At 66.9% G+C, this 22198-nt stretch carries 23 protein-coding genes and 1 tRNA gene; 10 read left to right on the top strand and 14 right to left on the bottom strand.

Annotated features, from left to right (window positions below; translation table 11 throughout):
• Nucleotides 1-34 precede the first annotated feature (34 nt).
• From KF708C_RS19040 to KF708C_RS19030, 3 genes are all read right to left on the bottom strand, one after another.
• Nucleotides 35-469: a universal stress protein gene (locus tag KF708C_RS19040; protein WP_020207013.1), complete on the bottom strand. Its 435-nt coding sequence runs from the start codon at nt 467-469 to the stop codon at nt 35-37.
• 41 nt (nt 470-510) lie between these two features.
• Nucleotides 511-726, bottom strand: a complete 216-nt coding sequence (locus tag KF708C_RS19035) for a YdcH family protein (RefSeq protein ID WP_020207012.1) — start codon at nt 724-726, stop codon at nt 511-513.
• Between the two features lie 223 nt (nt 727-949).
• The gene (locus tag KF708C_RS19030; protein ID WP_020207011.1) at nt 950-1765 is read right to left on the bottom strand and encodes an inositol monophosphatase family protein; all 816 of its coding nucleotides are present in this window, start codon (nt 1763-1765) and stop codon (nt 950-952) included.
• Nucleotides 1766-1931: 166 nt separating this feature from the next.
• Between KF708C_RS19030 and KF708C_RS19025 the strand changes: the two genes are divergently transcribed.
• Both KF708C_RS19025 and cysE read left to right on the top strand, forming a co-directional pair.
• The gene (locus KF708C_RS19025) at nt 1932-2849 is read left to right on the top strand and encodes an RNA methyltransferase (protein WP_231586533.1); all 918 of its coding nucleotides are present in this window, start codon (nt 1932-1934) and stop codon (nt 2847-2849) included.
• Nucleotides 2850-3190: 341 nt separating this feature from the next.
• On the top strand, nt 3191-3934 hold the full coding sequence (gene cysE / locus KF708C_RS19020) for a serine O-acetyltransferase (protein ID WP_020207079.1): 744 nt from the start codon (nt 3191-3193) through the stop codon (nt 3932-3934).
• 34 nt (nt 3935-3968) lie between these two features.
• On the opposite strand, the gene KF708C_RS19015 is transcribed toward cysE, so the two are convergent.
• From KF708C_RS19015 to KF708C_RS19000, 4 genes are all read right to left on the bottom strand, one after another.
• Nucleotides 3969-4760, bottom strand: a complete 792-nt coding sequence (locus KF708C_RS19015; protein WP_059412928.1) for a UDP-2,3-diacylglucosamine diphosphatase — start codon at nt 4758-4760, stop codon at nt 3969-3971.
• 84 nt (nt 4761-4844) lie between these two features.
• Nucleotides 4845-5345, bottom strand: coding sequence for a peptidylprolyl isomerase (locus KF708C_RS19010; RefSeq protein ID WP_059412927.1), 501 nt, complete (start codon nt 5343-5345; stop codon nt 4845-4847).
• A 72-nt stretch (nt 5346-5417) separates the two neighbouring features.
• The gene (locus tag KF708C_RS19005; RefSeq protein WP_020207076.1) at nt 5418-6002 is read right to left on the bottom strand and encodes a peptidylprolyl isomerase; all 585 of its coding nucleotides are present in this window, start codon (nt 6000-6002) and stop codon (nt 5418-5420) included.
• A 90-nt stretch (nt 6003-6092) separates the two neighbouring features.
• Complete coding sequence (locus tag KF708C_RS19000) at nt 6093-6836, bottom strand: tetratricopeptide repeat protein (protein WP_059412926.1); 744 nt, start codon at nt 6834-6836, stop codon at nt 6093-6095.
• Nucleotides 6837-7179: 343 nt separating this feature from the next.
• On the opposite strand from KF708C_RS19000, the gene cysS reads away from it, so the two are divergent.
• From cysS to KF708C_RS36470, 7 genes are all read left to right on the top strand, one after another.
• Nucleotides 7180-8568 (top strand): cysteine--tRNA ligase, encoded by a 1389-nt coding sequence (cysS, locus tag KF708C_RS18995; RefSeq protein ID WP_059412925.1) that lies wholly within the window; start codon nt 7180-7182, stop codon nt 8566-8568.
• Complete coding sequence (locus KF708C_RS18990) at nt 8565-9404, top strand: DNA-3-methyladenine glycosylase family protein (protein ID WP_043367404.1); 840 nt, start codon at nt 8565-8567, stop codon at nt 9402-9404. The genes cysS and KF708C_RS18990 overlap by 4 nt, the downstream gene beginning before the upstream one ends.
• A 116-nt stretch (nt 9405-9520) precedes the next feature.
• The gene (locus KF708C_RS18985) at nt 9521-10492 is read left to right on the top strand and encodes an acetyl-CoA carboxylase carboxyltransferase subunit alpha (protein ID WP_020206155.1); all 972 of its coding nucleotides are present in this window, start codon (nt 9521-9523) and stop codon (nt 10490-10492) included.
• The gene (gene tilS / locus KF708C_RS18980) at nt 10458-11906 is read left to right on the top strand and encodes a tRNA lysidine(34) synthetase TilS (RefSeq protein ID WP_370552848.1); all 1449 of its coding nucleotides are present in this window, start codon (nt 10458-10460) and stop codon (nt 11904-11906) included. The genes KF708C_RS18985 and tilS overlap by 35 nt, the downstream gene beginning before the upstream one ends.
• 131 nt (nt 11907-12037) lie before the next feature.
• On the top strand, nt 12038-13288 hold the full coding sequence (locus tag KF708C_RS18975) for an aspartate kinase (protein WP_029044270.1): 1251 nt from the start codon (nt 12038-12040) through the stop codon (nt 13286-13288).
• Between the two features lie 153 nt (nt 13289-13441).
• Nucleotides 13442-13535 (top strand) — tRNA-Ser (locus KF708C_RS18970).
• Nucleotides 13536-13970: 435 nt separating this feature from the next.
• The gene (locus tag KF708C_RS36470) at nt 13971-14828 is read left to right on the top strand and encodes an AlpA family phage regulatory protein (protein WP_196812939.1); all 858 of its coding nucleotides are present in this window, start codon (nt 13971-13973) and stop codon (nt 14826-14828) included.
• Between the two features lie 168 nt (nt 14829-14996).
• On the opposite strand, the gene KF708C_RS18965 is transcribed toward KF708C_RS36470, so the two are convergent.
• Together KF708C_RS18965 and KF708C_RS18960 are read right to left on the bottom strand one after the other, a co-directional pair.
• Nucleotides 14997-16748 (bottom strand): hypothetical protein, encoded by a 1752-nt coding sequence (locus KF708C_RS18965; protein WP_144195996.1) that lies wholly within the window; start codon nt 16746-16748, stop codon nt 14997-14999.
• 96 nt (nt 16749-16844) lie between these two features.
• Complete coding sequence (locus KF708C_RS18960; RefSeq protein WP_059412924.1) at nt 16845-17597, bottom strand: FkbM family methyltransferase; 753 nt, start codon at nt 17595-17597, stop codon at nt 16845-16847.
• 234 nt (nt 17598-17831) lie between these two features.
• On the opposite strand from KF708C_RS18960, the gene KF708C_RS18955 reads away from it, so the two are divergent.
• Nucleotides 17832-18197, top strand: coding sequence for a helix-turn-helix domain-containing protein (locus tag KF708C_RS18955; RefSeq protein ID WP_043367402.1), 366 nt, complete (start codon nt 17832-17834; stop codon nt 18195-18197).
• Here the strand turns inward: KF708C_RS18955 and KF708C_RS18950 are convergent, their stop codons facing one another.
• From KF708C_RS18950 to KF708C_RS18930, 5 genes are all read right to left on the bottom strand, one after another.
• On the bottom strand, nt 18198-18836 hold the full coding sequence (locus KF708C_RS18950) for a hypothetical protein (RefSeq protein ID WP_020206149.1): 639 nt from the start codon (nt 18834-18836) through the stop codon (nt 18198-18200).
• A complete protein-coding gene (locus KF708C_RS18945) occupies nt 18836-19138 on the bottom strand; it encodes a hypothetical protein (RefSeq protein ID WP_029044269.1) in 303 nt (100 codons plus the stop codon). Before KF708C_RS18945 ends, KF708C_RS18950 begins: the two co-directional genes overlap by 1 nt.
• A gap of 93 nt (nt 19139-19231) precedes the next feature.
• A complete protein-coding gene (locus tag KF708C_RS18940; protein ID WP_020206147.1) occupies nt 19232-20233 on the bottom strand; it encodes a hypothetical protein in 1002 nt (333 codons plus the stop codon).
• A complete protein-coding gene (locus tag KF708C_RS18935; RefSeq protein ID WP_020206146.1) occupies nt 20230-21138 on the bottom strand; it encodes a recombination directionality factor in 909 nt (302 codons plus the stop codon). The genes KF708C_RS18940 and KF708C_RS18935 overlap by 4 nt, the downstream gene beginning before the upstream one ends.
• Nucleotides 21123-22151, bottom strand: a complete 1029-nt coding sequence (locus tag KF708C_RS18930) for a YqaJ viral recombinase family nuclease (RefSeq protein ID WP_020206145.1) — start codon at nt 22149-22151, stop codon at nt 21123-21125. The genes KF708C_RS18935 and KF708C_RS18930 overlap by 16 nt, the downstream gene beginning before the upstream one ends.
• Nucleotides 22152-22198 lie beyond the last annotated feature (47 nt).

Below are 22198 nucleotides of genomic sequence, written 5' to 3'. Positions count from 1 at the left end.
GCGGGGCGCGGAGGGAGGGCTGGCGCGCGTGCGCTCAGCGGAACACCAGCACCGGGATGGTGCTGTGCGTGAGCACCTTCTGCGTTTCGCTGCCGAGCAGCAGGCCGCTGATGCCGCTGCGGCCGTGCGATGCCATGAAGATCACGTCGCAGCCCTGCTCGGCGGCGGTGGCGATGATGCCGCGGTACGGCGCGGCCGAAACCGAGGTGACGGCGTTGCACGGCACGCCGGCCAGCGCCGCGGACGCTTCGATGCGCGACAGCTCGGCGCGCGCGGCGGCCTCGACGCGCTGCTCGAACACCGAGCGCTTCTCGTGGGTGGCGTCGCTGGTCGGCAGGAACGGATATTCCTCCAGGCTCATGTAGGCGGTCAGCTTGGCGCCGGTGGCGCGGGCGAACTCGATGGCGGCGCCGACGGCCTTCTGGGAAAGCTCGGAGCCGTCGATGGGGAGGAGGATGTGCTTGAACATGGGTGGTACCTGGGTTGGGGCGTTGGGGAGGGGGCGGTGCTTCAGGCCGAAGCCTTGCGCAGGATGACGTAGAGCTCGTCCTTGAGCTTGAGCTTTTCCTTCTTGAGGGACTCGATGGCGGTGCTGTCGGCCGGCACCAGCCCGGCTTCCATGTTCTTGATTTCCTGGTCCATCTCGTTGTGGCGATGGAACAGCTTGGCGAAGTGCGTGTCCTGTGCCTTGAGCACAGAGATCAATTCGCGGAATTCGGGAAACATGCGAGGCTCCTTGAAGTGGCGGTCCGGGCTGCGCGGCGGCCTGCAGCGGGCGGGAGCCCGCGCCAGGGCGAGGGTGCCGGCAGCGCATGCCTTCATTGTGTGCCGGCGCGGCACCGCGGGCCTTGATATGGATCAGGCTCACACGGCGTATGCGCCGCCTGCGCGCAAACGAAAACGCCCGCTCCGTGAGGGGCGGGCGTTGCGAGCGGGCGGCGGGGGAGGCTCAGGCCGCCTTGGCGTGGTCGGCCGAGAACGGCGACAGCAGGCGCACCATCTGCGCGAACGCCTTGGGGTTGCCGGCCAGGATCTCGCCCTGCTCGAGCTGGCGCGCCTCGCCGGCGTAGTTGCCGGTCAGGCCGCCGGCCTCGGTCACCAGCAGCATGCCGGCGGCCATGTCCCAGGGCTTGAGGCCCTGCTCGAAGAAGCCGTCGGTGCGGCCGCAGGCCACGTAGGCCAGGTCCAGCGCGGCGGCGCCCGGGCGGCGCAGGCCGGCGCAGTTCTGCGTCATCAGCGCGAACAGCTCCATGTACTGGTCCAGGCCGGCCAGGTCGCGGTACGGGAAGCCGGTGCCGACCAGGCAGTCGGCCAGCTTGTCGCGGCGCGAGACGCGGATGCGGCGGTTGTTCAGGAACGCGCCGGCGCCCTTGCTGGCGGTGAAGAGCTCGTCGCGCGTGGGGTCGTAGACCACGGCCTGCACCGGCACGCCCTTGTGCAGCTGGGCGATGGAGACGCAATACTGGGGAAAGCCGTGGATGAAGTTGGTGGTGCCGTCGAGCGGGTCGATCACCCACGTGTATTCGCCGGCTTCCTCGCCCTCGGCCCAGGACTGGCCGGACTCTTCCGCTAGAATGGCGTGTTCCGGGTAGGCCGTGTGGATGATCTCGATGATCGCGGCCTCTGCGGCGCGGTCGACTTCGGTGACGAAATCGTTGTGCTGCTTGCGGGAGACATGGACCCGGTCGACGTCCATCGACGCGCGGTTGATAACGGAACCTGCCTTGCGGGCCGCCTTGACGGCGATATTGAGCATCGGATGCATGAATCTCTCCAGGCCGGCCAGGAGTGCGCCCCCCGGCGCGAAAGGCCGGGCGCGCTGCCCTCCGGGGGCGGCTGACAACACAACGAATTGTAGAAGAACGGGCGCGTCGCCTTGGCCGGAAACCGGCGGAACGGGCGGCGCACCGAAGATGAAGCCTGGATTGTATATGAACCCGCCGAACCAGACGAGTGCCGCCGCCGGCGACGCCGCCGCCACGCCGCGCCAGCCAATGGATATGACGCAGGGCGCACCCGCGGCCTTCGCCGCCGTGCGCTTCGTGCTGGTGGAGACCAGCCATCCCGGCAACGTCGGCGCGGTCGCGCGGGCCATCAAGACGATGGGCTTCGGCGCCGTGCCGGGCAGCCTGGTGCTGGTCGCGCCGCGCGAGCCGGAAGTGCGCGCGCACCCGGACGCGGTGGCGATGGCCAGCGGCGCCGACGACGTGCTGGCCGGCGCGGTGATCGTGGACGGCATCGAGCACGCGCTGGCCGGCACCGCCTACGCGGTGGCGCTGACCGCGCGCCAGCGCGAGTTCGGCCCGCCGCGCCTGCTGCCGCGCGACGCCGCCGCGCAGGCCGCCGGCCGCATCGCCGCGCGCCTGGCCGCCACGCCCGGCGAGCCGCCGGCCGGCGCGCATGTGGCCTTCGTGTTCGGCAACGAGCGCTTCGGCCTGCCCAACGAGGCCGTGGCGCGCTGCGCGGCGGTCACGCACATTCCGGCCAACCCGGCCTACACTTCGCTCAACCTGGCGCAGGCCGTGCAGCTGATCGCCTACGAGATGCGGCTGGCCCTGCTGGCGCCGCGCGCCACGCCGCTGGCCGAGATCGGCTATGCTGGCGAGCCGGCCACCGCCGAGCAGGTCGAGGCCATGTTCGGCCACCTGCAGACGGGGCTCGAGGCGATCGGCTTTCTCGACCCGGCCGCGCCCAAGAAGCTGATGCCGCGCCTGCGCCGGCTGCTGGCGCGCAGCGGGCTGGAGCGCGAAGAAGTGAACATCCTGCGCGGCATCGCCAAGCACATGCTGCTGGCCGCGCGCGGCGAGGTCCCCGGCGCCGCGCGCGCGCCGGGCAAACAGGAGACGTAAGCGGTGGTGCAGATTCCTGCCTTCGGCGCGATCCACGCGATCGGCCTGACGACGACCGGCCCGGCAGTTGGCCCGACAACCGGCCCGGTAGCCGGCACGACGACCGGGCCGTTCCGCGCGCCCGCGCGATGTTGACGGCCGGCGCCGCCGGCGTCCGCCAGCGCGGACGGGGCGGCGCACGCGCAGTCAATGTCCATGACGGCAGCAGGGCACCAAATCTCTTACACTCCCTGCTCCGTTCCCACCGGCCAACGACCATGCCGGCGATCGCGTTTCCACCCCGGCGCACCTGACCGGGCCGGGGCCCGCGGCGCACGGCAGGGCAACACGACACGACCACGATGTTCTCTCGTCTGAAGGAAGATATCGACGCCATCATGCGGCGCGATCCCGCCGCGCGCAGCCGTCTCGAGGTGCTGACCTGCTATCCCGGCCTGCATGCCGTGGTGTTCCACCGCTTCGCGCACGCCTGCTGGAACGCGGGCTTTCACTGGCTGGGGCGCTGGATCTCGCACTGGTCGCGCTTTCTCACCGGCATCGAGATCCACCCGGGCGCCAAGGTCGGGCGGCGCGTGTTCATCGACCACGGCATGGGCGTGGTGGTGGGCGAGACCGCCGAGATCGGCGACGACTGCACCATTTACCAGGGCGTGACGCTGGGCGGCACCTCGCTCTACAAGGGGCAGAAGCGGCATCCCACGCTGGGCGCGGGCGTGGTGGTCAGCGCCGGCGCCAAGGTGCTGGGCGGCTACACCATCGGCGACGGCGCGCGCATCGGCTCCAACGCCGTGGTGCTCAAGCCGGTGCCGCCGGGCGCCACCGCGGTGGGCGTGCCGGCGCGCATCATCCTGCCCGACGCGCCCGGCGCGCAGCAGGGCGCCAAGCAGGAATTCTCGGCCTACGGCATCACGCCCAACGCGGACGACCCGGTCTCGCTGGCGCTCAAGAGCCTGATCGACAACGCCGCGCAGCAGCACGAGCGGCTGGAGATCGTGATGGCCGCGCTGGACCGGCTCGGCGAGCATCTCGAGAACACGCCGAACGACCGGTTCGACGCCAGCGAGCTGCGCAAGCTGATGAAGTGACGATGATGGCGGCGCGGGGCCGCGCCGGGCGCGCTCAGTCCGCCTGCGGCAGCACGCTGAAGCCGCTGGCGTCGAGCTGCAGCACCGCCGCGCGCGGGCGCCGGCCGTCGAGGTCCCAGTCGGTCAACACCCAGCGCACGCCTTCGGCGCTTTCGTGGCGCGCGGGGCGGTGGGTGTGGCCGTGCACCAGCACCGGCGCGCGGCTGGCGCGCAGCAGCGCGGCCACCGCCTGCGGCGCGGTGTCGCCGTAGTCGGGCGGCGCGTCGCGGCGCGCCTGGCGGGCGCGGCCGGCTTCGCTGTCGGCGCGCAGCCGGCGCGCCACGCGCAGGCGCAGCGCCAGCGGCAGCGCCAGGAACGCGCGCTGCACCCAGCCCTTGCGGGTCCAGCGGCGAAAGCGCATGTAGCGCGCGTCGCCGGTGCACAGCATGTCGCCGTGGCTCAGCGCCACGCGCTGCCCGGCGCAGTCGATCACGGTCGGGTCGGGCAGCAGCGTGGCCCCGGCGGCGCGCGCGAAGCGCTCGCCCAGCAGGAAATCGCGGTTGCCGTGCATCAGGTACACCTGCACGCCATAGCGGGCCAGCTCGCGCAGCCGGGCCGCGATCTGCGCCGCGAACGGGCTGTCGGTCTCCTCGTCGCCCACCCAGAATTCGAAGAAGTCGCCGAGGATGAACAGCGCGCGCGCCTGCACGGCGGCGCGCTCGAGCACGCGCTCGAACGACGCCAGCGTGCGCGGCATCGCGGGCGTGAGGTGCAGGTCGGAAATGAACCACGCCGGCTCCGGCACCGCGAGGGCGCCGGCAGCCGGCGTGGAGGGGGGCATGGTCATGGGGAGGAAAAGAAGTTCTGGCCCGACATCATGCCGCGACCCGGCGCCACCCGGCGGCACGGACCGCCGGGCTGCGCCGCGGATTTACTCGACCACCACGGCCTTTTCGATGACCACGTCCTCGAGCGGCACGTCCTGGTGGAAGCCCGCGCTGCCGGTGCGCACGCCCTTGATCTTCTCGACCACGTCGGCGCCTTCGCTCACCTTGCCGAACACGGCGTAGCCGAAGCCCTGCGGGGTCGGCGAGGTGAAGTTGAGGAAGTCGTTGTCGACCGTGTTGATGAAGAACTGCGCGGTGGCCGAGTGGGGCGCGTTGGTGCGCGCCATCGCCACCGTGTAGCGGTCGTTCTTGAGGCCGTTGCCGGCTTCGTTCTCGATCGGGGCGTCGGTGCCCTTTTGCTTCATGCCGGGTTCGAAGCCGCCGCCCTGGATCATGAAGTTCTTGATGACACGGTGGAAGACCGTGTTGTCGTAGTGGCCCTTGCGCACGTAGGACAGGAAATTCTCGACCGACTTCGGCGCCTTCTCGGCGTCGAGTTCGATGGTGATGACACCCTGGTTGGTGTGGAGTTCTACCTTGGACATGTTGCTTTCCTCTGTTCGGTGATTGCCTGGCTGTTGCCCGGCGTGACGACGGGGCGGGGCGGCCGTGCAGCCTTACTTGACGACCGTGGCCGACTCGATGACGATCGGCGCGGCCGGCACGTTGTGCATCGGGCCATATGACGTGGTAGGCGCGCTCTTGATCTTGTCGACGGTATCCATGCCTTCCACCACCTTGCCGAACACGGCATAGCCGTTGCCGTCCGGCTGCGGATAGTCGAGGTTGGAATTATCCACCACATTGACGAAGAACTGTGCGGTGGCCGAGTTGGGATCGCTGGTGCGCGCCATCGCCACCGTGCCGGCCTTGTTCTTCAGCCCGTTCTGCGCTTCCAGCGGGATCGGCGCGCGCGTGGCCTTCTGCTTCATGTCGCGGTCGAAGCCGCCGCCCTGCACCATGAAGCCGTTGATGACGCGGTGGAAGATGGTGCCGCTGTAGAAGCCGCTCTTGACGTACTCGAGGAAGTTCGCCACGGTCTTGGGCGCGGCATCGGGGTAGACCTCGATCGTGAACTTGCCCGCGCTGGTGACGAACTGCACCCGTTCGGTCCTGGTCTGCTGTGCCTGCGAGGCCAGCGGCGACAGCGCCAGGGCGCCGGCGAACAGGCCGGCAAGGACGAGGCGACGCGAAAAAATCATGCTTGACTCCGTGGGTCGGGGAAACATTGGGGACGGGCCGCGGCCCGCCTGCCGGATAGGGAGGATGCGGCGGCTATGGCGTCTGTGACGTTACCGCGCGGGTTCGGCGGCGGCATCGCTGGCGGCGCCGCTCGCGCGGGTCTCGGTGGCGGCCGCGGCGGCGCCGGCGGCCGGCTTGCGCCGCGCGCCGGCGGCCGGCGCTGCCGGCGCCGGCGCCGGGGTGGCCGTCAACTGCCGGAGGCCGGCCTGCGCCACGGCGTCCGCCGGGTTGCGGCGCAGCGCGTCGCGGTAGGCAGTCTCGGCCAGGCGGCGGTAGACGTCGCCGAGATTGGCGTAGCCGACCGAGAAGCCGGGCCTGACCTCGACCGCGAGCAGCAATTCCGCCTCGGCGCGCTTGAGGTCGCCGCGCCTGGCATACAGCAGCGCCAGGTTGTTGTGCGGCTCGGGCAGCTCGGGGAAGTCCTGGGCCATCGACGACAGCGCGGCAATCGCCTCGTCCTCGCGCCCGGCCTGGGCCAGCGCCCAGGCGCGCTCGAAACGCGCCTGCGCATTGCGCGGGTTGGTGGCCAGCACGCGGTCGAAGCCGCTGATGGCCTCGTCGTAGTGTTGCTGCGCCGCGGCCTTCTGCGCCGCGGCCATGCCCGGGTCCGCCGAGCGCACGCCGCCCGGCGGCGTGGCCGGCGCCGCCAGCGAGAGCGGCCCGTTCTGCGCGCCGGCGGGCGCCGCCGCCAGCAGGCCCGCCAGCATTGCCGCCAGGCCGATCGACGCGGCCGCGGTGCGTCGGCGCGCGGGCTTGGGTGAAGCGGTTTTCAGGGTGGGCAGGAACAGGCTCATGTAAGGGCGGTCCGTTATACTCCGCGGCATTCTAGCAAAGCGCGGCCCGCGGGCCGCGCTTTGCCGCTTGTGCGGGCGCGCGGCGGGCCGCCTCCGGGCGCCGCCGTGGTGCGCCGCGAGGCGCGGGGCGCGTCACGGCGGGCGGGCGCTTCCGGTAAGATATGGGGCGCGCCGGAATTTGCCCGGGCGCAAATCGCCGGACTCGCGAATGGCGCGACAATGGCGTGACGATCTGGCGCGATTGTCGCCTTGTCGCCTGGCCGTGTCGCTGTGCCCTGTTGTGCCGTCGCTGTCGCAACCTGTCATGCTGCCGGCAGGATTTCTCTTCCATTCACCTCGTTTCATGTATCCACTGAATATCTACAACACGCTCGCGCGTGAAAAGCAGCTCTTCGTGCCAATCGAACCCGGCCGCGTGCGCATGTACGTCTGCGGCATGACGGTGTACGACTATTGCCACGTCGGCCACGCGCGCGTGATGGTGGTGTTCGACATGGTGCAGCGCTGGCTGCGCACCGCCGGCTACGAGGTGACGTATGTGCAGAACATCACCGACATCGACGACAAGATCATCCGCCGCGCGGCCGAGAACGGCGAGACCATCGGCGCGCTGACCGACCGCTTCATCCGCTACATGCACGAAGATGCCGACGCGCTCGGCATCCAGCGCCCGGACCACGAGCCGCGCGCCACTGAGTACGTGCCGCAGATGCTCGACATCATCGGCAAGCTCGAGGCGCGCGGCCTGGCCTACCAGGCCAGCGACGGCGACGTAAACTATGCGGTGCGCAAGTTCCCGAACTACGGCCGCCTGTCGGGCAAGTCGCTCGAGGACCTGCGCGCCGGCGAGCGCGTGGCCACCAACGAGGCCAAGCACGACCCGCTCGACTTCGTGCTGTGGAAGTCGGCCAAGGAAAGCGAGCCGGCCGAAAGCAAGTGGCAGTCGAAGTGGGGCGTGGGCCGCCCGGGCTGGCACATCGAATGCTCGGCCATGAGCTGCGCGCTGCTGGGCGAGCATTTCGACATCCACGGCGGCGGCGCCGACCTGCAGTTCCCGCACCACGAGAACGAGATCGCGCAGTCCGAGGGGGCGAGCGGCCAGACCTTCGTCAACCTGTGGATGCACAACGGCTTCGTGCGCATCAACGACGAGAAGATGTCGAAGTCGCTCGGCAACTTCTTCACCATCCGCGAGGTGCTGGCCGCCTACGACGCGGAAGTGGTGCGCTTCTTCATCCTGCGCGCGCACTACCGCAGCCCGCTGAACTACAGCGACGCGCACCTCGACGACGCCCGCCATTCGCTCACGCGCCTGTACACCGCGCTCAAGGACGTGCAGCCCGACGGCGAGCCGCTCGACTGGGAGGAAGCGCACGCGAAGCGCTTCGTCGACGCGATGGGCGACGACTTCAACACGCCGATCGCGATGGCCGTGCTGTTCGACCTCGCCAGCGAGGTCAACCGCACCGGCGCGCCGGCGATGGCGCGCCAGCTCAAGGGCCTGGGCGCCACGCTGGGCCTGCTCGGGCGCGACGCGCACGCCTTCCTGCAAGGCGGCAAGAGCGCCGACGGCCTGCAGCCCGGGCAGATCGAGGCGCTGATCGCCGCGCGCAAGGAAGCCAAGGCCGGGCGCAATTTCGCCGAGGCCGACCGCATCCGCGCCGAGCTGCTGGCCGGCGGCGTGATCCTCGAAGACAAGCCGGGCGGTGTCACCGAGTGGAGGCGCGCTTGAACGCTGCCGCGCGCAAGACGGTGCCGCCCGCGGCGCCGGCCAAGACCGCCGCGGCCGGCAAGGCCGCCGCGCCCCGGCCGGCCAAGGCCGCAGGCGCGGCCAAGGCCGCCGCCAAGCCGGTGAAGCCGGCGCCTAAGGCCGGCGCGCGCGCCGCCAAGGCGCCCGCGCTGCCCGAGGCGCAGGCGGTGCCGCTGCCGGTCGAGGCCGTGGTCGACGCGGTGCGTCCCGCCTACTGGGACGAGGCCTGCGCCGACCTGATGAAGCGCGACCGCATCCTGCGCAAGATGATCCCCACCTACGGCCCCGCGCACCTGATCTCGCGCGGCGACCCCTTCATCACGCTGGCCCGCTCGGTGGTCGGCCAGCAGATCTCGGTCAAGGCCGCGCAGACCGTGTGGGAGCGGCTGGCGGCGCTCTGTCCCCGGCTGACGCCGGCGCAGATGCTCAAGGCCGGGCACGAGAGCCTGGCCGGGTGCGGCCTGTCGCGCCGCAAGGCCGAGTACATCGTCGACCTCGCCGAGCACTTCAAGGCCGGGCGCGTGCACGTGGGAAGCTGGGCGGAGATGGACGACGAAGCGGTCATCGCCGAGCTCACGCAGATCCGCGGCATCGGCCGCTGGACCGCCGAGATGTTCCTGATGTTCAACCTGATGCGGCCCAACGTGCTGCCGCTCGACGACGTCGGCCTGATCAACGCCATTTCGGCTAATTATTTCAGCGGCGAGCCCGTCACGCGCAGTGAGGCGCGCGAGGTTGCCGCCAACTGGGAGCCCTGGCGCACCGTGGCCACCTGGTACATGTGGCGCAGCCTTGACCCGCTGCCAGTGACCTATTAGCCTGACGGGGCGCAGAATTTGCAAGGAAGTGCGCGAGACTGCATCCGCAGACTTGCGGTTCAGCGGGCGAATTCCGGTAGAATGCGCCCCTTCACAGACAGGTACGTGTGATTCTCATGAAAACCACCTTCCTGGATTTTGAGCAGCCCATTGCCGAACTCGAGGCAAAGATCGAAGAACTGCGTTTCGTGCAGGACGATTCGGCTGTCGACATCTCCGAAGAAATCTCGCGGCTGGCCGGCAAGAGCCAGCAGCTTACCAAGGACATCTACGCCAACCTGACCCCGTGGCAGGTGGCGCAGATCGCCCGGCATCCGCAGCGTCCCTACACGCTGGACTACGTGCGCGAAATCTTCACCGATTTCCACGAGCTGCACGGTGACCGCGCGTTTGCCGACGATCTCTCCATCGTGGGCGGGCTGGCCCGCTTCAACGGCCAGGCCTGCATGGTGATCGGCCACCAGAAGGGCCGCGACACCAAGGAGCGCGCGCTGCGCAACTTCGGCATGTCCAAGCCCGAAGGCTACCGCAAGGCCAAGCGCCTGATGGAGCTGGCGGACAAGTTCGGCCTGCCGATCTTCACCTTCGTCGACACCCCGGGCGCATTCCCCGGCATCGACGCCGAAGAGCGCGGGCAGTCCGAGGCCATCGGCCACAACCTCTACGTGATGGCCGGCCTCAAGGTGCCCCTGATCGCCACCATCATCGGCGAAGGCGGCTCCGGCGGCGCGCTGGCGATCGCCGTGGGCGACGTGGTGCAGATGCTGCAGTTCGCCACCTACGCCGTGATCTCGCCGGAAGGCTGCGCCTCGATCCTGTGGAAGACCGCCGAGAAGGCGCCCGAAGCCGCCGAGGCGCTGGGCCTGACCGCGCACCGCCTCAAGGCGCTCGGCCTGATCGACAAGATCGTCAGCGAGCCGCTCGGCGGCGCGCACCGCGACGCCAAGGGCATGGCCGCCATGCTCAAGCGCTCGCTGGCCGATTCGCTGCGCCAGTTCCAGGGCATGGACGTGAAGGAGCTGCAGGCGCGCCGCCACGCGCGCTTGCTGGCCTATGGCAAGTTCAAGGAATCCGGCACGGCGGGCTGATCCGTCCGCCGGCTTGACCGACAAGGTCGCACAGGCCCTCCAGGCCGGTGCGGCCTTTGTCGTTTCTGGCCCCGGCGAGCGGAGCGGCACGGTGGCGGTGGCGCTGTCGGGCGGGCGCGACTCGGTCGCGCTGCTGCACGCGCTGCGCGCGGCGGTGTGCGCCGCCGCGCTGCCGCTGCGCGTGGTGGCGCTGCACGTGCACCACGGCCTGCAGGCCCGCGCCGACGAGTGGGACGCGTTCTGCGCGTCGCTGTGCCGCGACTGGCAGGTGCCGTTCCTGAGCCGCCGCGTCACCGTCGGCCAGCAGCACGGCGAAGGCCTCGAAGCCGCCGCGCGGCGCGCGCGCTACGCCGCGCTCGAAGCCATGTGCGGCGAGGCCGGCGCGCACCTGCTGCTGTTCGCCCATCACCAGGACGACCAGGCCGAGACCGTGCTGCTGCGCCTGTTCCGCGGCAGCGGCCTGGCCGGGCTGGGCGGCATGCCGCGCCTGCGGCGCATGGGCGCGGACCGGCAGATCGTGCTGCTGCGCCCCTGGCTCGACGCGGGCCGCGACCAGATCGACGCCTACTGCGCGGTCCACGCGCTGCCGTGGATCGACGACCCCTCCAACCACGACCCGCGTTTCGCCCGCAACGCGCTGCGCCAGCACATGCCGGCGCTGGCCGAGGCGTTCCCGGCGCTGCGCGCCAACGTGGCGCAGGCCGCCGCGCACCTCGCGCAGGCCGGCGAACTGCTCGACGCGCTCGCCACGGAATGGATGGCGCCGCTGGTGCGCCCGCCGCGCGACGCCGCCACCGTGGCCGAACTCGACCTCGCCGGGCTGCGCGCGTTGTCCGCGGCCCAGGCCGACGCCGTGCTGCGCCTGTGGCTGCGCGAGCTCGGCACGCAGGCGCCGTCCACCGCGCGGCTGTCCGCCATGCGCGCGCAGCTGATCCGGCACGACGGCGGCGAGCCCGCCATCCGTCACGAAGCGCTGGTGCTGCGGCGTTTCCAGGGCCGCGTGCTGGCCTGCCGCGCCGAGCCGGATGTGTCCCCGCCGGAACTGGCCCTGCGCTGGAACGGCGAGGCGAGCCTGCCCGCGTCGTCGTGGCGCGGCGAGCTGCGCTTCACGCGCGACGACACCTTCGGCGTGCCCGAGGCCGTGCTGCGCGAGCCGCTGCGCCTGGCCGCGCGGCAGGGCGGGGAACGCATCGTGCTGCGCCCCGGCGGCCCCGCGCGCGCGCTCAAGCAGGCCTACCAGGAAGCTGGCGTGCCGGCGGCGCGGCGCGCGCACCTGCCGCTGCTGTGGGCCGGCGGCCAGCTGGTGTTCGCGGCCGGCCTCGGCATGCACCGCCGGTGGCCGCAGGCGCCGGCCGCGCCGCGCTGGCGGATCGAATGGTTGGCGTGGCAGGGCGGGGTGCCGGCCGCCGAATAGGCCGCATCCGGCGCGGGTGCGCACCGCCCTCCACATCGGCCGGCGCCTCCTCGGGCCGCCCGCGCCTTGCCTCGGCACGCCTCTTCGTGTATTTTCAGAGGTTTTGCACAATCGCTGGCGTCGACAAGAAGATGGCTCTCATCGTTCACAAATACGGCGGCACTTCGATGGGTTCTCCGGAACGCATCAAGAATGTCGCCAAGCGCGTTGCCAAATGGCATCGCGCCGGCCACCGCGTAGTCGTGGTGCCTTCGGCCATGTCGGGCGAGACCAATCGCCTGCTCGGCCTCGCCAGGGAAATCTCGGCCCAGCCGAACCCGCGCGAACTGGATATGCTGGCCTCCACCGGCGAACAGGCCAGCGTGGCGCTGCTGGCCATCGCGCTGCAAGGCGAGGGCATCGACGCCATCAGCTACACCGGCTGGCAAGTGCCCGTGAAAACCGATTCGGCCTTCACCAAGGCCCGCATCGAATCGATCGACGACGAGCGCATCCTCGCCGACGTCGATGCCGGGCGCGTGGTCGTCATCACCGGCTTCCAGGGCATCGACGACGAAGGCAACATCACCACGCTCGGCCGCGGCGGCTCGGATACCTCGGCCGTGGCCATCGCCGCCGCCATCGAAGCCGACGAATGCCTGATCTACACCGACGTGGACGGCGTCTACACGACCGATCCGCGCGTGGTCGAGGACGCCCGCCGCCTGGACAAGATCACCTTCGAGGAAATGCTGGAAATGGCCAGCCTCGGCTCCAAGGTGCTGCAGATCCGCTCGGTGGAGTTCGCCGGCAAGTACCGCGTGAAGACCCGCGTGCTGTCGTCGCTGACCGACCCCCTGATGCCGCTCGAGAAAGAAATGCACTCGGGCACGCTGATCACTTTTGAGGAAGAGTCTGACATGGAAGCAGCCGTCATCTCCGGCATCGCCTTTGCCCGTGACGAGGCCAAGATCACCGTCCTGGGCGTGCCCGACAAGCCCGGCATCGCCTACCAGATCCTGGGCCCGATCGCCGACGCCAACATCGACGTCGACATGATCATCCAGAACCAGTCCGTCGACGGCAAGACCGACTTCACCTTCACCGTGCCGCGCGGCGAATACCAGCGCGCGCTGTCCATCCTGAACGACGGCGTGAAGGGCCACATCGGCGCCGCCAGCGTGTCGGGCGACCCCAAGGTGTCGAAGGTCTCGGTGGTCGGCGTGGGCATGCGCTCGCACGTCGGCATCGCCAGCAAGATGTTCCGCACGCTGTCCGAGGAAGGCATCAACATCCAGATGATCTCCACCTCGGAAATCAAGATCTCGGTGCTGATCGACGAGAAGTACATGGAACTCGCGGTGCGCGCACTGCACAAGGTGTTCGAGCTGGATCAGGCGTGATCCGGCGCGGCAGGCCGCATCCGGCCCGCCGCACGTTTTGCCGGGGTGCACAAATTTTTGCGGCCGGTCATCGAAACTTCGTTGACCAATCGAAAACACCCCGATAGAATACGCGCTTCGTTGTGTGGCCTCCCTCACACAACGGCAGGTTTGGGAGACGTGGCCGAGAGGTCGAAGGCACTCCCCTGCTAAGGGAGCATCCGGGCCAAAACCTGGATCGAGGGTTCGAATCCCTCCGTCTCCGCCAGCAATGGCGGCAGAACCCCGGAAGATTGCGGTCTTCCGGGGTTTTGTTTTTTCTGGCCCATCAGCCAGCCCATCATCAGATGGAGCCTATCCCGGCGGTTGTCAGCCTTTCCTCGTGTACTCTCGAAGTCATTGACCACCAATGCAAGAGGAACACGTGCGAGTCCGCGTCGAACTATCTTCTGGCCCCCTGATTGAATTCTCGGATTTCTGTCATGCGATAGCTCAGGCCATTTGCCCCGCTGACGAGCAGCCGCTTGAGGGGATGAGATGTGTGGTCGGGAGGAGAACAAGACGCAGCTTCACCGTGCGTCGGCTCCCAGATGGTAACGGGCAGCCTCCCGCGGGCGAGTTCCAAGTGGGTCCAATTTCCGATGGTGCGCTCTTCCATAGCCAGTCGATTCTGGAGCCATGGTGCCCTGATGGCGAAGGAGCAGTGGAATCTCCCGTAGACGCTTCGCAGGATCAAGTCCGGGAGGCGTGGCTGCCCTTTGCGCTGAGCGACAGTGACCGTTGTTGGCTCGAGGGCGTGCTCCCTCAGTTGCCACCACTGCGGTATCCAATCTCTGATGAAGAGGCCGCTGCTTTTCTGACGGCCTACCGTGACCTGAAGGAACGGCCGGAGTGGGAGCCGATGCTGATGACGACAGCAGAAATGGAGCGGAGGAGGGACGGGCAGGCGGCCGTGTTGGCACGTCAACGAGAGGCACTGCAAGCTGAATTCAAGCGTGGCAACATAGCTGCCGTTGACAGCATGTACGTGCCGGTCCCGGTGCTTACCACCGGCAGCTATATTCCACGTGAGCAGGCGGTTGCATACTTAGATCGGTGTGGTCTTGTTCCTGAGGGCAACGATGCGGAAACCGAAGCACAATTCCCACGGCAAGAGACTGAGTCGGGGCAGAAGGCGACCTCGGCTGCAATGCCGGAGGTAGAGCAAGCTCAAGGGGATACCGAGCCCCTTCACACGACCCCGAAATTGACGGAGAAGCCTGTCGTCAGCAAGGCAGGTGAGTTGCGTGAGCCGAAAAGCCGCGGTGGTGCGGGCTATCTGGCGGAGTCTTTGCCCGCTGCCGAGAGGCGACAGATAGGCAAGGTCGCGCGGTTGCCTCGCGTCATGGAGCTTACCGGGCTTGGGCGGAGTTCTATCTACAACCGCATGGACTCGCGCTCAGCCCAGTTCGATCCCTCCTTCCCTCGATCTTTTCCGCTTGGGGCTCAGAACGGAGGGGCTGTTGGCTGGGATGAAGAGCAGGTTAAGGCGTGGGTCGCCAAGTACGCGGCAAACGATTGAGAGTGAGAACAGCATATGGCTAGCGAGGGGTGCCGGCGATTGTTCGTTTCTATGCGGTGTGAAAGGCTTCGCTGAGTCCAATGGATGGCCATAACTCCGCCTGCAAATGCATGAAGGGCAAAAAAAGAGACTGGCCACCGGAAGGTGAGCCAGTCTCGGCTCATGGTCTTACCAGGTCGACAGCGCGGCCTTGATAACGGTCGTAAGTTGGTCAAAGCCTTGCTTTTTGAGCAATGGCGTGAGTTCTTCCGTGCCGGCTGGCACCAGCAGACCGTAGCGCAGATGGCCGTTGTGCAGGGCAATGACAAATTTTGCGCCAGACTTGAGAAGATCGCGATATGTATGCCGGTAGTCGTACAGAATATCCAGATAAAGAGGCATGGAATCGGCGTCTGCGATGTCTTCGTACTTGGCGTTCAACACCATGACATCCGGATTGCGCGGATAGATCGACCAGCTGATCTTGGTGTTGTCTAGCAGGATTTTGCTCGCATCGCTACTGTCATACACTGCCAATTGCCCGTTCGGGCCAAAGCGAAGGTAGCCCGGCCCGATTGGAGGGAACGGCACCGGCCCTATGGTCAACACATCCTGCACTGATGTGTAGGTATTGGCTGGGGTGCCCAGCAGTGGGCACTGAACGACCCCGTCTTCGATGATCGGATTCTCACCATAGTGGCACTCAGTCGATGCTCTGATCGTGACCGAATCCATGCTGCGCGTTGTGATCACGGCGTAGCCAGTCGTGCTCGTAGTGAAGGTACCATTGAGCAGCGCCAAGAAGTCGCTCTGCGTGCCGGCCGGCATGGCATCGACATACGATTTTCCATCCAGCACAGTACGGCGATATTCCAGACGCACCGGCATACCGGTCACCGTGTCCGATGCCGTCACGATATTGCCATTGATGGCTTGCACAGCGAGGTTGCCATCGATATCGCTGGCCGCCGTGAAGGGCGCCCAGGTGCCATCGGTCTTGAGTGCATATTGACCAAACGAATAGGCGACGGCCGCTGCCCCCGTACTGCTAGGTGACCACACATCAGTAGACAGTGCTTGCTCTTCGTAGTTGGATTGGAGCGTCAGTCCGTTAAGCATCCAACTGCGACGTATAGCGGCGACAGATACTAGCTTGTTGGCATCGAAATCCGAACGCGTACCCGCGTAGGTATACATCGTGTCTGCCAGCAACGTGCTCGGGTCGACGTCGCTGATGTAGACCGGCTTCGTCTTGGCTGCATTGACATCGGCCAGGGTGACGGCCGCGATGCTGCCCTTGGTCACAATGGCGTTCATGACGGCACGCACGGTGTCGGCGTCGCTGCGGCCGCCGGCTGCGAGTTCCAAGATTTTATCTACAACAGCGGCGGCAAAGGCATTGGCTGCGTTGTCACCTGTGGCGATGTAGTCGTCCTTAACATTCACGACGCCACCGACCAGAGAGACGATGGCCTTCTGGGCAGCTTCCCGGCTCTTGCCGCTCTCGATCAAGGCTTGCGACATGGTGGTGATCGGAGTGATGTGCTGTATCGGGGTACCGTCGACCACGGCACTCAGCACGAAACTGCTAGGAAAGACGTAACCGGGGCGAGACAGGTCGTGAGTGTTGGCATCGACTACGACCAGGATCTTCTTGCCGACTGCACTGTCGGCGACCACAAGGCCGTAGTTGCCACTGGCATCGGTCACGGTGGTGGGTTCGCTGGCGTCACAAGCACCGTTGTCGTTCTGGTCGAGGCAGACGGTGGCGCCAACGAGGTAGCCGTCAATGGCCTTTCCGGTGAGGGTTGGTGTCGCAGGCGAAGTGGGGGAGGTTGGCGGCGCCGAGTCGGCGGGCGCACCACTGCCATCGCCACCACCGCATGCGCCCAGCATGGACGCGCAAACTGCAGCAAGGATTGTGGGTTTGAGTTTGTTCATGGGATGTCCCCGTCAAAAAAGCACCTGCGCGAACAGTCGTCGCGTGGTGAAGCTAGGAAGTGTTGGGTTTCTGCTTCGATGGTCAGGGCGCGGTCCTTATGGCCGTGCGGACGTTGCCTGGTAGTTGCCACGTTCGTACACCAGCGTGCGGTTGCGCATGGCAATCAACTGGAATCCAGCGTCATGCAGGAGACGCGCGGACTCGGAGATTTCCTGCCGGTTGTGCGTCTCGAAGAGGACATAGCGCGTGCGTTCCAGCGTGCGCGATCCCCCCTTCAGCGCCTCGGCACCATGCCCCTCGATATCGATCTTCAGCAGGTCAATGTGCACGAGACCATATGGAGCGAGGCGGGCATCGAGCGTGCCCGTCTTCACGGTCCGCGTTTGCCGGCGTCCCGTTGCGGTGACGCTGTTCTCTCCGAAGAGCGGATCATCGAAACTGATCTCCAGGCTGTCGCCCTCGGTTGCTGATAGCGCGCATGTGATCGGTTCATACCAGCTTCCCGCACTGCCAATGCGATCCTGAGTGAACGCATGGGCCTCCTGCATCATGTCGAAGCCGAAGACGCGCGCCCTATTGTTGAGGTGATGCCACCAGCGGATCGTCACGCCGATGTTGACGCCGCAATCGACGACGACAGGTGCTGCTGCGCTGCGCAAATGGTTCTCGACTTCAGGGTGCCGCAGCTCACCCTTGCCGAAGTTATCGTGAATGTTGAGCACCTCGTCGAGGGTCGACACCGTGCCGAAGACGGGCAATTCCAGAGCAAAGGGCACCGCCCGCAGGGTTCGGAACAGTGACACCAGACGGCCCTTGGGGCCGATCAATTCTTTGAGCTGTTTTTTCATTTGTGATCTGAATAGGTAATAGACCTCGCGCACAGCAGCGCAGGTCTGTGAACTCCGGGGGAACACGCGGCCAAAGCACGGCGACGCAAGGTCGCCATGTCCTCGATGCCCTCGGGAAGGGAGGGCACCGAGATGGCTTATGAACTGGTTGACGTCAAAAACGGGAGTTATTGTAGAGTAAACACTACAACAAAAGACGAATATAGAACGTCGAGGATCAGTCGCCGGGCAGGCATCCTGCCCGGCATGACTGCCTCTCGCCCGGACAAACCTCCCCGTCGCTCTGCCGCGCATGCGGCCTCCCGCGCCGTTCCTGTCTCCGCGGTACTTGGCAGGCGCATCAAGGAGTGCCGGCATGCGGCCGACAAATCCCAGGAGACGCTGGCCTTCGAGGCGCAGGTCGACCGCACCTACATCTCTGCCATCGAGCGCGGGATCGCCAATCCGTCCATCGAGACATTGGCAGACATTTGCTACGCGATCGGGATCAGCCTGGCAGCGCTTTTCGAGCCCATGACAGAGGTTCCACGTGCCCCGAGTGGGGAGCGCCGTGCGAATGCTGCGACACCGCCCGAGATCAAGCGCAGCCGGCTGCGGTAGCTATGCCGTTCCGTCCGATCGCCGGATCGAGACGCAGCCCTCGATCGCGACAGGGCGCCGTCCGGTAGCGATGACGTATGTCGTCCGACCGCCGGCCTTGCCGAACTCCAGCCGTGCATTGAAGGCGGCAAGCCCAGGTCCGGTCTCGGCCGGGTCCAGCAGCAGTAGGGCATGGGGCACGAAACCCCGAGCCCGCTGCCGTCCCTCCACCCCGACCACCAGTGCAGCGTGCGCTGACGCCGGGTACTGGGTGTGCCAGCCGATGACTACCGGCCAGCCCTTGGCCAGTTCCTGCGCGCAGAAACGGAGCACCTCTGCCGATCTTCCCTCGGCCGTGACCGGTCGCAAGCCGCAGTTCAGCTCCCAAATGAGGCTCGCCAGTTCTGCCAGCGTCAGGCCATGCAGGTAATGAGGGGAGGCGCGGTCCCAGAATCTGGCCTCGGGACCGTGTGCATACCGCCAGACATGGACCGGATCGGACAGCTTGCCGAGCAGCGCGAGTGCCATGGCGGTGCAATGCAGCGTGCTGCCGCCATCCCATCCTCCCTGTCGACTGAAGAGTGGTTTGCCAGAGGTGGCCATCGTGAGCCGCTGGCCGAGGCGCAAGGCCGGATGCAGCTTTTGGATCAGAGGGGACATCAGTAATCACTCGGTAGCAATACGGTCGTCACCGACCGATCCCATTCAGTAACGACCCAGACCATTTGCCGATTGGGCAGCAGGTAGCCGGACAGCACGCGCTGACTGGTGATGGCAGCCAGGTTGTTCCGCAGGCGGTCTTCCTCGGGCACATCTCCCCAGTCACCCCGTGCGTGCCGGTTGATCAAGCCAAAGATCGATACACCGGCTTCCTGCAAGGCTTCCATTGCAGCAGGCGTCGCCAGAAGGCGGCCAAGCCGCAGGCGAGGCGGCGCTGGCGTGGGTACGAAAGGTTCCGTCATGTTGTTCTCCTGATTGAAGGCGTGAGTCGGCCTCCGGAAAGCCCGGATGCGTGAACGTCGGATGGATGGAAAGCGCCGGGCCGAAAGCCCGGCTTATGCCGTTGGGTGATGGGCGGCGAGTTGGCGGCGCAGTGCTGCCGCCCTGGCCTGGGAGCAGCGCAAGTGGCTGCGGATCTCTGCGACGGTAGGCCGAAGCTCGCCAATGGCGATGGCCCGATGCAGTCGCGAGAGGTCAGTCTCGGTATCGGCGTGACTGGTGGAGGCCGGTGGGCTGACCGGGGGCGGGACGATTTGGTGACTCTTCGTGACTGCCGTCATGGCCGGCACCCGCGAGGCAAGCGTCAGGAGCCAGCCGTAGCAGGCGACGCCCTCCAGGGATCCCGCCAGGATCATCGCGCCGAGGAATTCGACGCCGGCAGGTGAGATGCCCAGCCACGCCGCCAATGCTGCGATGACGGGGTCGTGACGGGCAGCGTCACGGCGGGTGGTCTCACGTTGCCTTTCCTCGTCCTGGCGGTCCTCAGCCGCTTCCCAGCGGCGAACTTCCTCTGCTTCCACCGCGAGCGCGTCCAGCGTCGCGGTCAGGCTCTCCCGTCTGGCTTGCAGGAGAGGGCAGCCCCCGTCGCAGTGCCTGGCCTGAGCCGTAGCCAACGCGGTCACGACCCTGGCGCGCTCGGCGGCGATGGCCGACAGAGATCGTCCTGGCGGTGTGGCCGACGATGACTTTTCCGTGACTACGGTGGTCGAACTGGTGGACGCCATGACTGACACGCGTGCCTCCCCTGCATGCTGCTGTGACCAGAGGAAGAAGGTAGCGTGCCCGTAGCCGGCGGCCATCATGCATGCTGCCCAAAGCGCGCCGCCGACCCAACGCGTCTTTTGCCGAGCCGCCTGGCCAAGCGCCGGCAGCAGATGGGCGCTGAGGACCAGCACCCCGCCCATTGCCACCCAGGCGATGCGCTCCACCAGCCAGCCGCCGCGTTGCCAACCAGCCAGCGTCGACAGGAAAAGCGCTGTACCCGTGCCTGCCAACGCCAAGATCAGTGCGCCAAACGAGATCGGATGCCAGCCTCGCGCGGTATCCGCGGCGCTCATGCCGGCAGCGTCGGCAGGGCCTTCTCCTGACGCTCCAGCTTTTCTCGCAACGTCGCATTGGCCGGCGCCTCCGTCCGGCGCATGCTGTGTTCTACAGCTTGTCCGGCTTCGGGAAAGAACTCTTCCGCCACGGCAGCCTGTTCCTCCTCGCCGTCTTCGAACGCGCCATTGGCAAAACCGAGCCGGGCTGCCTCGTCCAGGGCGCCTTGGTCGAAGCCCGCCATACAACGACGCTCATGTATCTCGCGCGCTTCCACGATGGCCGCTTCCAGCGAACTGCCGGCGCGCACGCCCAGGTCCACGTAGTAGATGGCCGAGCGGTAGCTTTGGGTCGTGGACTTGCCCCGCAACTTGAGTTCCAGCGGCAGGCACGCGAGCAGCCCACCCGAAACGGCCCCGAAGTAATGCAGGCGCGCCGCCAGCGTGCGGATGGAGTTGTAGGAGGTCGTGCGGAAGATGAAGGAGCCCAGTTCGTCGTCATCACCGATGACGACGTTCAGACGTCCATAGGGCTTGCATCCTGCGGCCTTGCCGAAGCCACAGCCGTCCGGCGACGGACACGGAAGGGTGGCGACACCATCGTTGCCGACTCGCTTGCAGGTTTCGCCGTTACCGACGCAAACGGGTCGCCCGGTCTCCCGGTCGAAGAGGGTGTATTCGGCGCGCAGATTCAGATTCGGATCATTGAACAACATCCGCACCGGAATCGCACGGAGCTTGCTTTGTCCCGCCTTGCGCAGCGTCTCGTCCAGCGGGTGCAAAACCCAGCCATCGCGATTCTGCACCTGACTGGTCAACGTGAACTGATCGTCTTTCTCCGGCAGTCGCTTGCCGTTCTTTTCCACGACGCGACCGATGGAAATCCGCCCGATGACAGGCGGCGTAATGGTCAAGCCTTTGAGCATGAAGTTTCTCCTTGAGCGTGAATCAGGAACCGGCGCGAACCAGCTTTGGTGGTGGCGTATGTCGCCTGGAATTCGGGGTGCTCGGCCAGCAGCCGCTTCAGATCGAAGCCGGTGCCGTCCTTGCTGCGTTTGAAGCTCACTTCGCCGGTCTCGAAGCGCGCGCGCGAGGCGTCGCCCATGGCCTGCTGGATCGTCTGCTTGAGGTGGGCTTCCAGCGTTTCGCGCGTGGCAATCTCGGAGCGCAACATCACCAGATCGGAAAAAACCGCACTTAACGGCCTGTCTTCGCTGAAGTCCACGGTCTGGCCGTTGTCCAGCGGAAACAGGCAGCGCAGGGCGGCGTCCGCCGACGCGGAGCCATCGGCCGGTGGTGGGGTATCGCTTTGCACGTACTGCCAGAATCGCGCTTCCAGTTCGATGAGACGGGTAATAAGGGCGTCGTCCCGTTCGATCCGGTAGACGGTCAGTGCCTGTCCGCACAGCAGGACGGCGACATCCGCCGCCTGCTTGCCGGTGACAGCGAGTTGGTGCTGGACCTGCAACTGCACGTATTCGGGCACACCATCCCGCCACAGCCGTGCGCCGAACTCGCCCGCCGTCTTGCATTCGAGAATCTGCACGTCCGGCACGCCAACGATCTCTCGATCGAGGTTGGCCAGCATGAAGGGCACGGATGCATGGCGCAGGATGGCATTGACCTTGCGCACCCGGCGACCCGTTTGCTGGGTGTAGGCGGCGGCCACGATGGGTTCGAGCAGCGTGCCCCAGTAGACGGGCTCCGTGGTGTCCTGAGGGTCGGGCTTGGTCAGGCCGGCATCGCGCCCGGTTTTTTCGAGCCACAGTTCCAGTTGGCTTTGGTAGGGATTCAGTCCAACCGCGGCAGCCGCATCCGAGCCGCCGATGCCGGTTCTGCGCGCGGCGAGCCAATCATCTCGGCTCAGGCCCTTGGTATCGACCAGGCGCAGCGCGGGCCTGCCATTGGCGGACTTCGTTTGTTGGTTGGGGTGAGACATCTTTGCCTCCTTGAAATGAATAAGCCCGGTGTGCGATATGCACACCG

Origin of the sequence: Cupriavidus basilensis (assembly GCF_000876015.1) — a bacterium.
Taxonomy (GTDB): Bacteria; Pseudomonadota; Gammaproteobacteria; order Burkholderiales; family Burkholderiaceae; genus Cupriavidus; species Cupriavidus basilensis_B.
The sequence above is the reverse complement of the archived record's forward strand: the minus strand, read 5'-3'. Positions and strand labels throughout refer to the sequence as shown.

Excerpts from the sequence above, each read along its gene's own strand:
- KF708C_RS19035 (WP_020207012.1), bottom strand. The coding sequence starts at position 726 with ATGTTTCCCGAATTCCGCGAATTGATCTCTGTGCTCAAGGCACAGGAC.
- KF708C_RS18940 (WP_020206147.1), bottom strand. The coding sequence starts at position 20,233 with ATGAGCGCCGCGGATACCGCGCGAGGCTGGCATCCGATCTCGTTTGGC.
- KF708C_RS18985 (WP_020206155.1), top strand. The coding sequence starts at position 9,521 with ATGAAAACCACCTTCCTGGATTTTGAGCAGCCCATTGCCGAACTCGAG.
- KF708C_RS19015 (WP_059412928.1), bottom strand. The coding sequence starts at position 4,760 with ATGACCATGCCCCCCTCCACGCCGGCTGCCGGCGCCCTCGCGGTGCCG.
- tilS (WP_370552848.1), top strand. The coding sequence starts at position 10,458 with ATGGCAAGTTCAAGGAATCCGGCACGGCGGGCTGATCCGTCCGCCGGC.
- KF708C_RS18930 (WP_020206145.1), bottom strand. The coding sequence starts at position 22,151 with ATGTCTCACCCCAACCAACAAACGAAGTCCGCCAATGGCAGGCCCGCG.
- KF708C_RS18960 (WP_059412924.1), bottom strand. The coding sequence starts at position 17,597 with ATGAAAAAACAGCTCAAAGAATTGATCGGCCCCAAGGGCCGTCTGGTG.
- KF708C_RS19000 (WP_059412926.1), bottom strand. The coding sequence starts at position 6,836 with ATGAGCCTGTTCCTGCCCACCCTGAAAACCGCTTCACCCAAGCCCGCG.
- cysS (WP_059412925.1), top strand. The coding sequence starts at position 7,180 with ATGTATCCACTGAATATCTACAACACGCTCGCGCGTGAAAAGCAGCTC.
- KF708C_RS18945 (WP_029044269.1), bottom strand. The coding sequence starts at position 19,138 with ATGACGGAACCTTTCGTACCCACGCCAGCGCCGCCTCGCCTGCGGCTT.
- KF708C_RS18965 (WP_144195996.1), bottom strand. The coding sequence starts at position 16,748 with ATGAACAAACTCAAACCCACAATCCTTGCTGCAGTTTGCGCGTCCATG.
- KF708C_RS18950 (WP_020206149.1), bottom strand. The coding sequence starts at position 18,836 with ATGTCCCCTCTGATCCAAAAGCTGCATCCGGCCTTGCGCCTCGGCCAG.
- KF708C_RS19005 (WP_020207076.1), bottom strand. The coding sequence starts at position 6,002 with ATGATTTTTTCGCGTCGCCTCGTCCTTGCCGGCCTGTTCGCCGGCGCC.
- KF708C_RS19030 (WP_020207011.1), bottom strand. The coding sequence starts at position 1,765 with ATGCATCCGATGCTCAATATCGCCGTCAAGGCGGCCCGCAAGGCAGGT.
- KF708C_RS19040 (WP_020207013.1), bottom strand. The coding sequence starts at position 469 with ATGTTCAAGCACATCCTCCTCCCCATCGACGGCTCCGAGCTTTCCCAG.
- KF708C_RS18935 (WP_020206146.1), bottom strand. The coding sequence starts at position 21,138 with ATGCTCAAAGGCTTGACCATTACGCCGCCTGTCATCGGGCGGATTTCC.
- KF708C_RS18975 (WP_029044270.1), top strand. The coding sequence starts at position 12,038 with ATGGCTCTCATCGTTCACAAATACGGCGGCACTTCGATGGGTTCTCCG.
- KF708C_RS19025 (WP_231586533.1), top strand. The coding sequence starts at position 1,932 with ATGAACCCGCCGAACCAGACGAGTGCCGCCGCCGGCGACGCCGCCGCC.
- KF708C_RS19010 (WP_059412927.1), bottom strand. The coding sequence starts at position 5,345 with ATGTCCAAGGTAGAACTCCACACCAACCAGGGTGTCATCACCATCGAA.
- cysE (WP_020207079.1), top strand. The coding sequence starts at position 3,191 with ATGTTCTCTCGTCTGAAGGAAGATATCGACGCCATCATGCGGCGCGAT.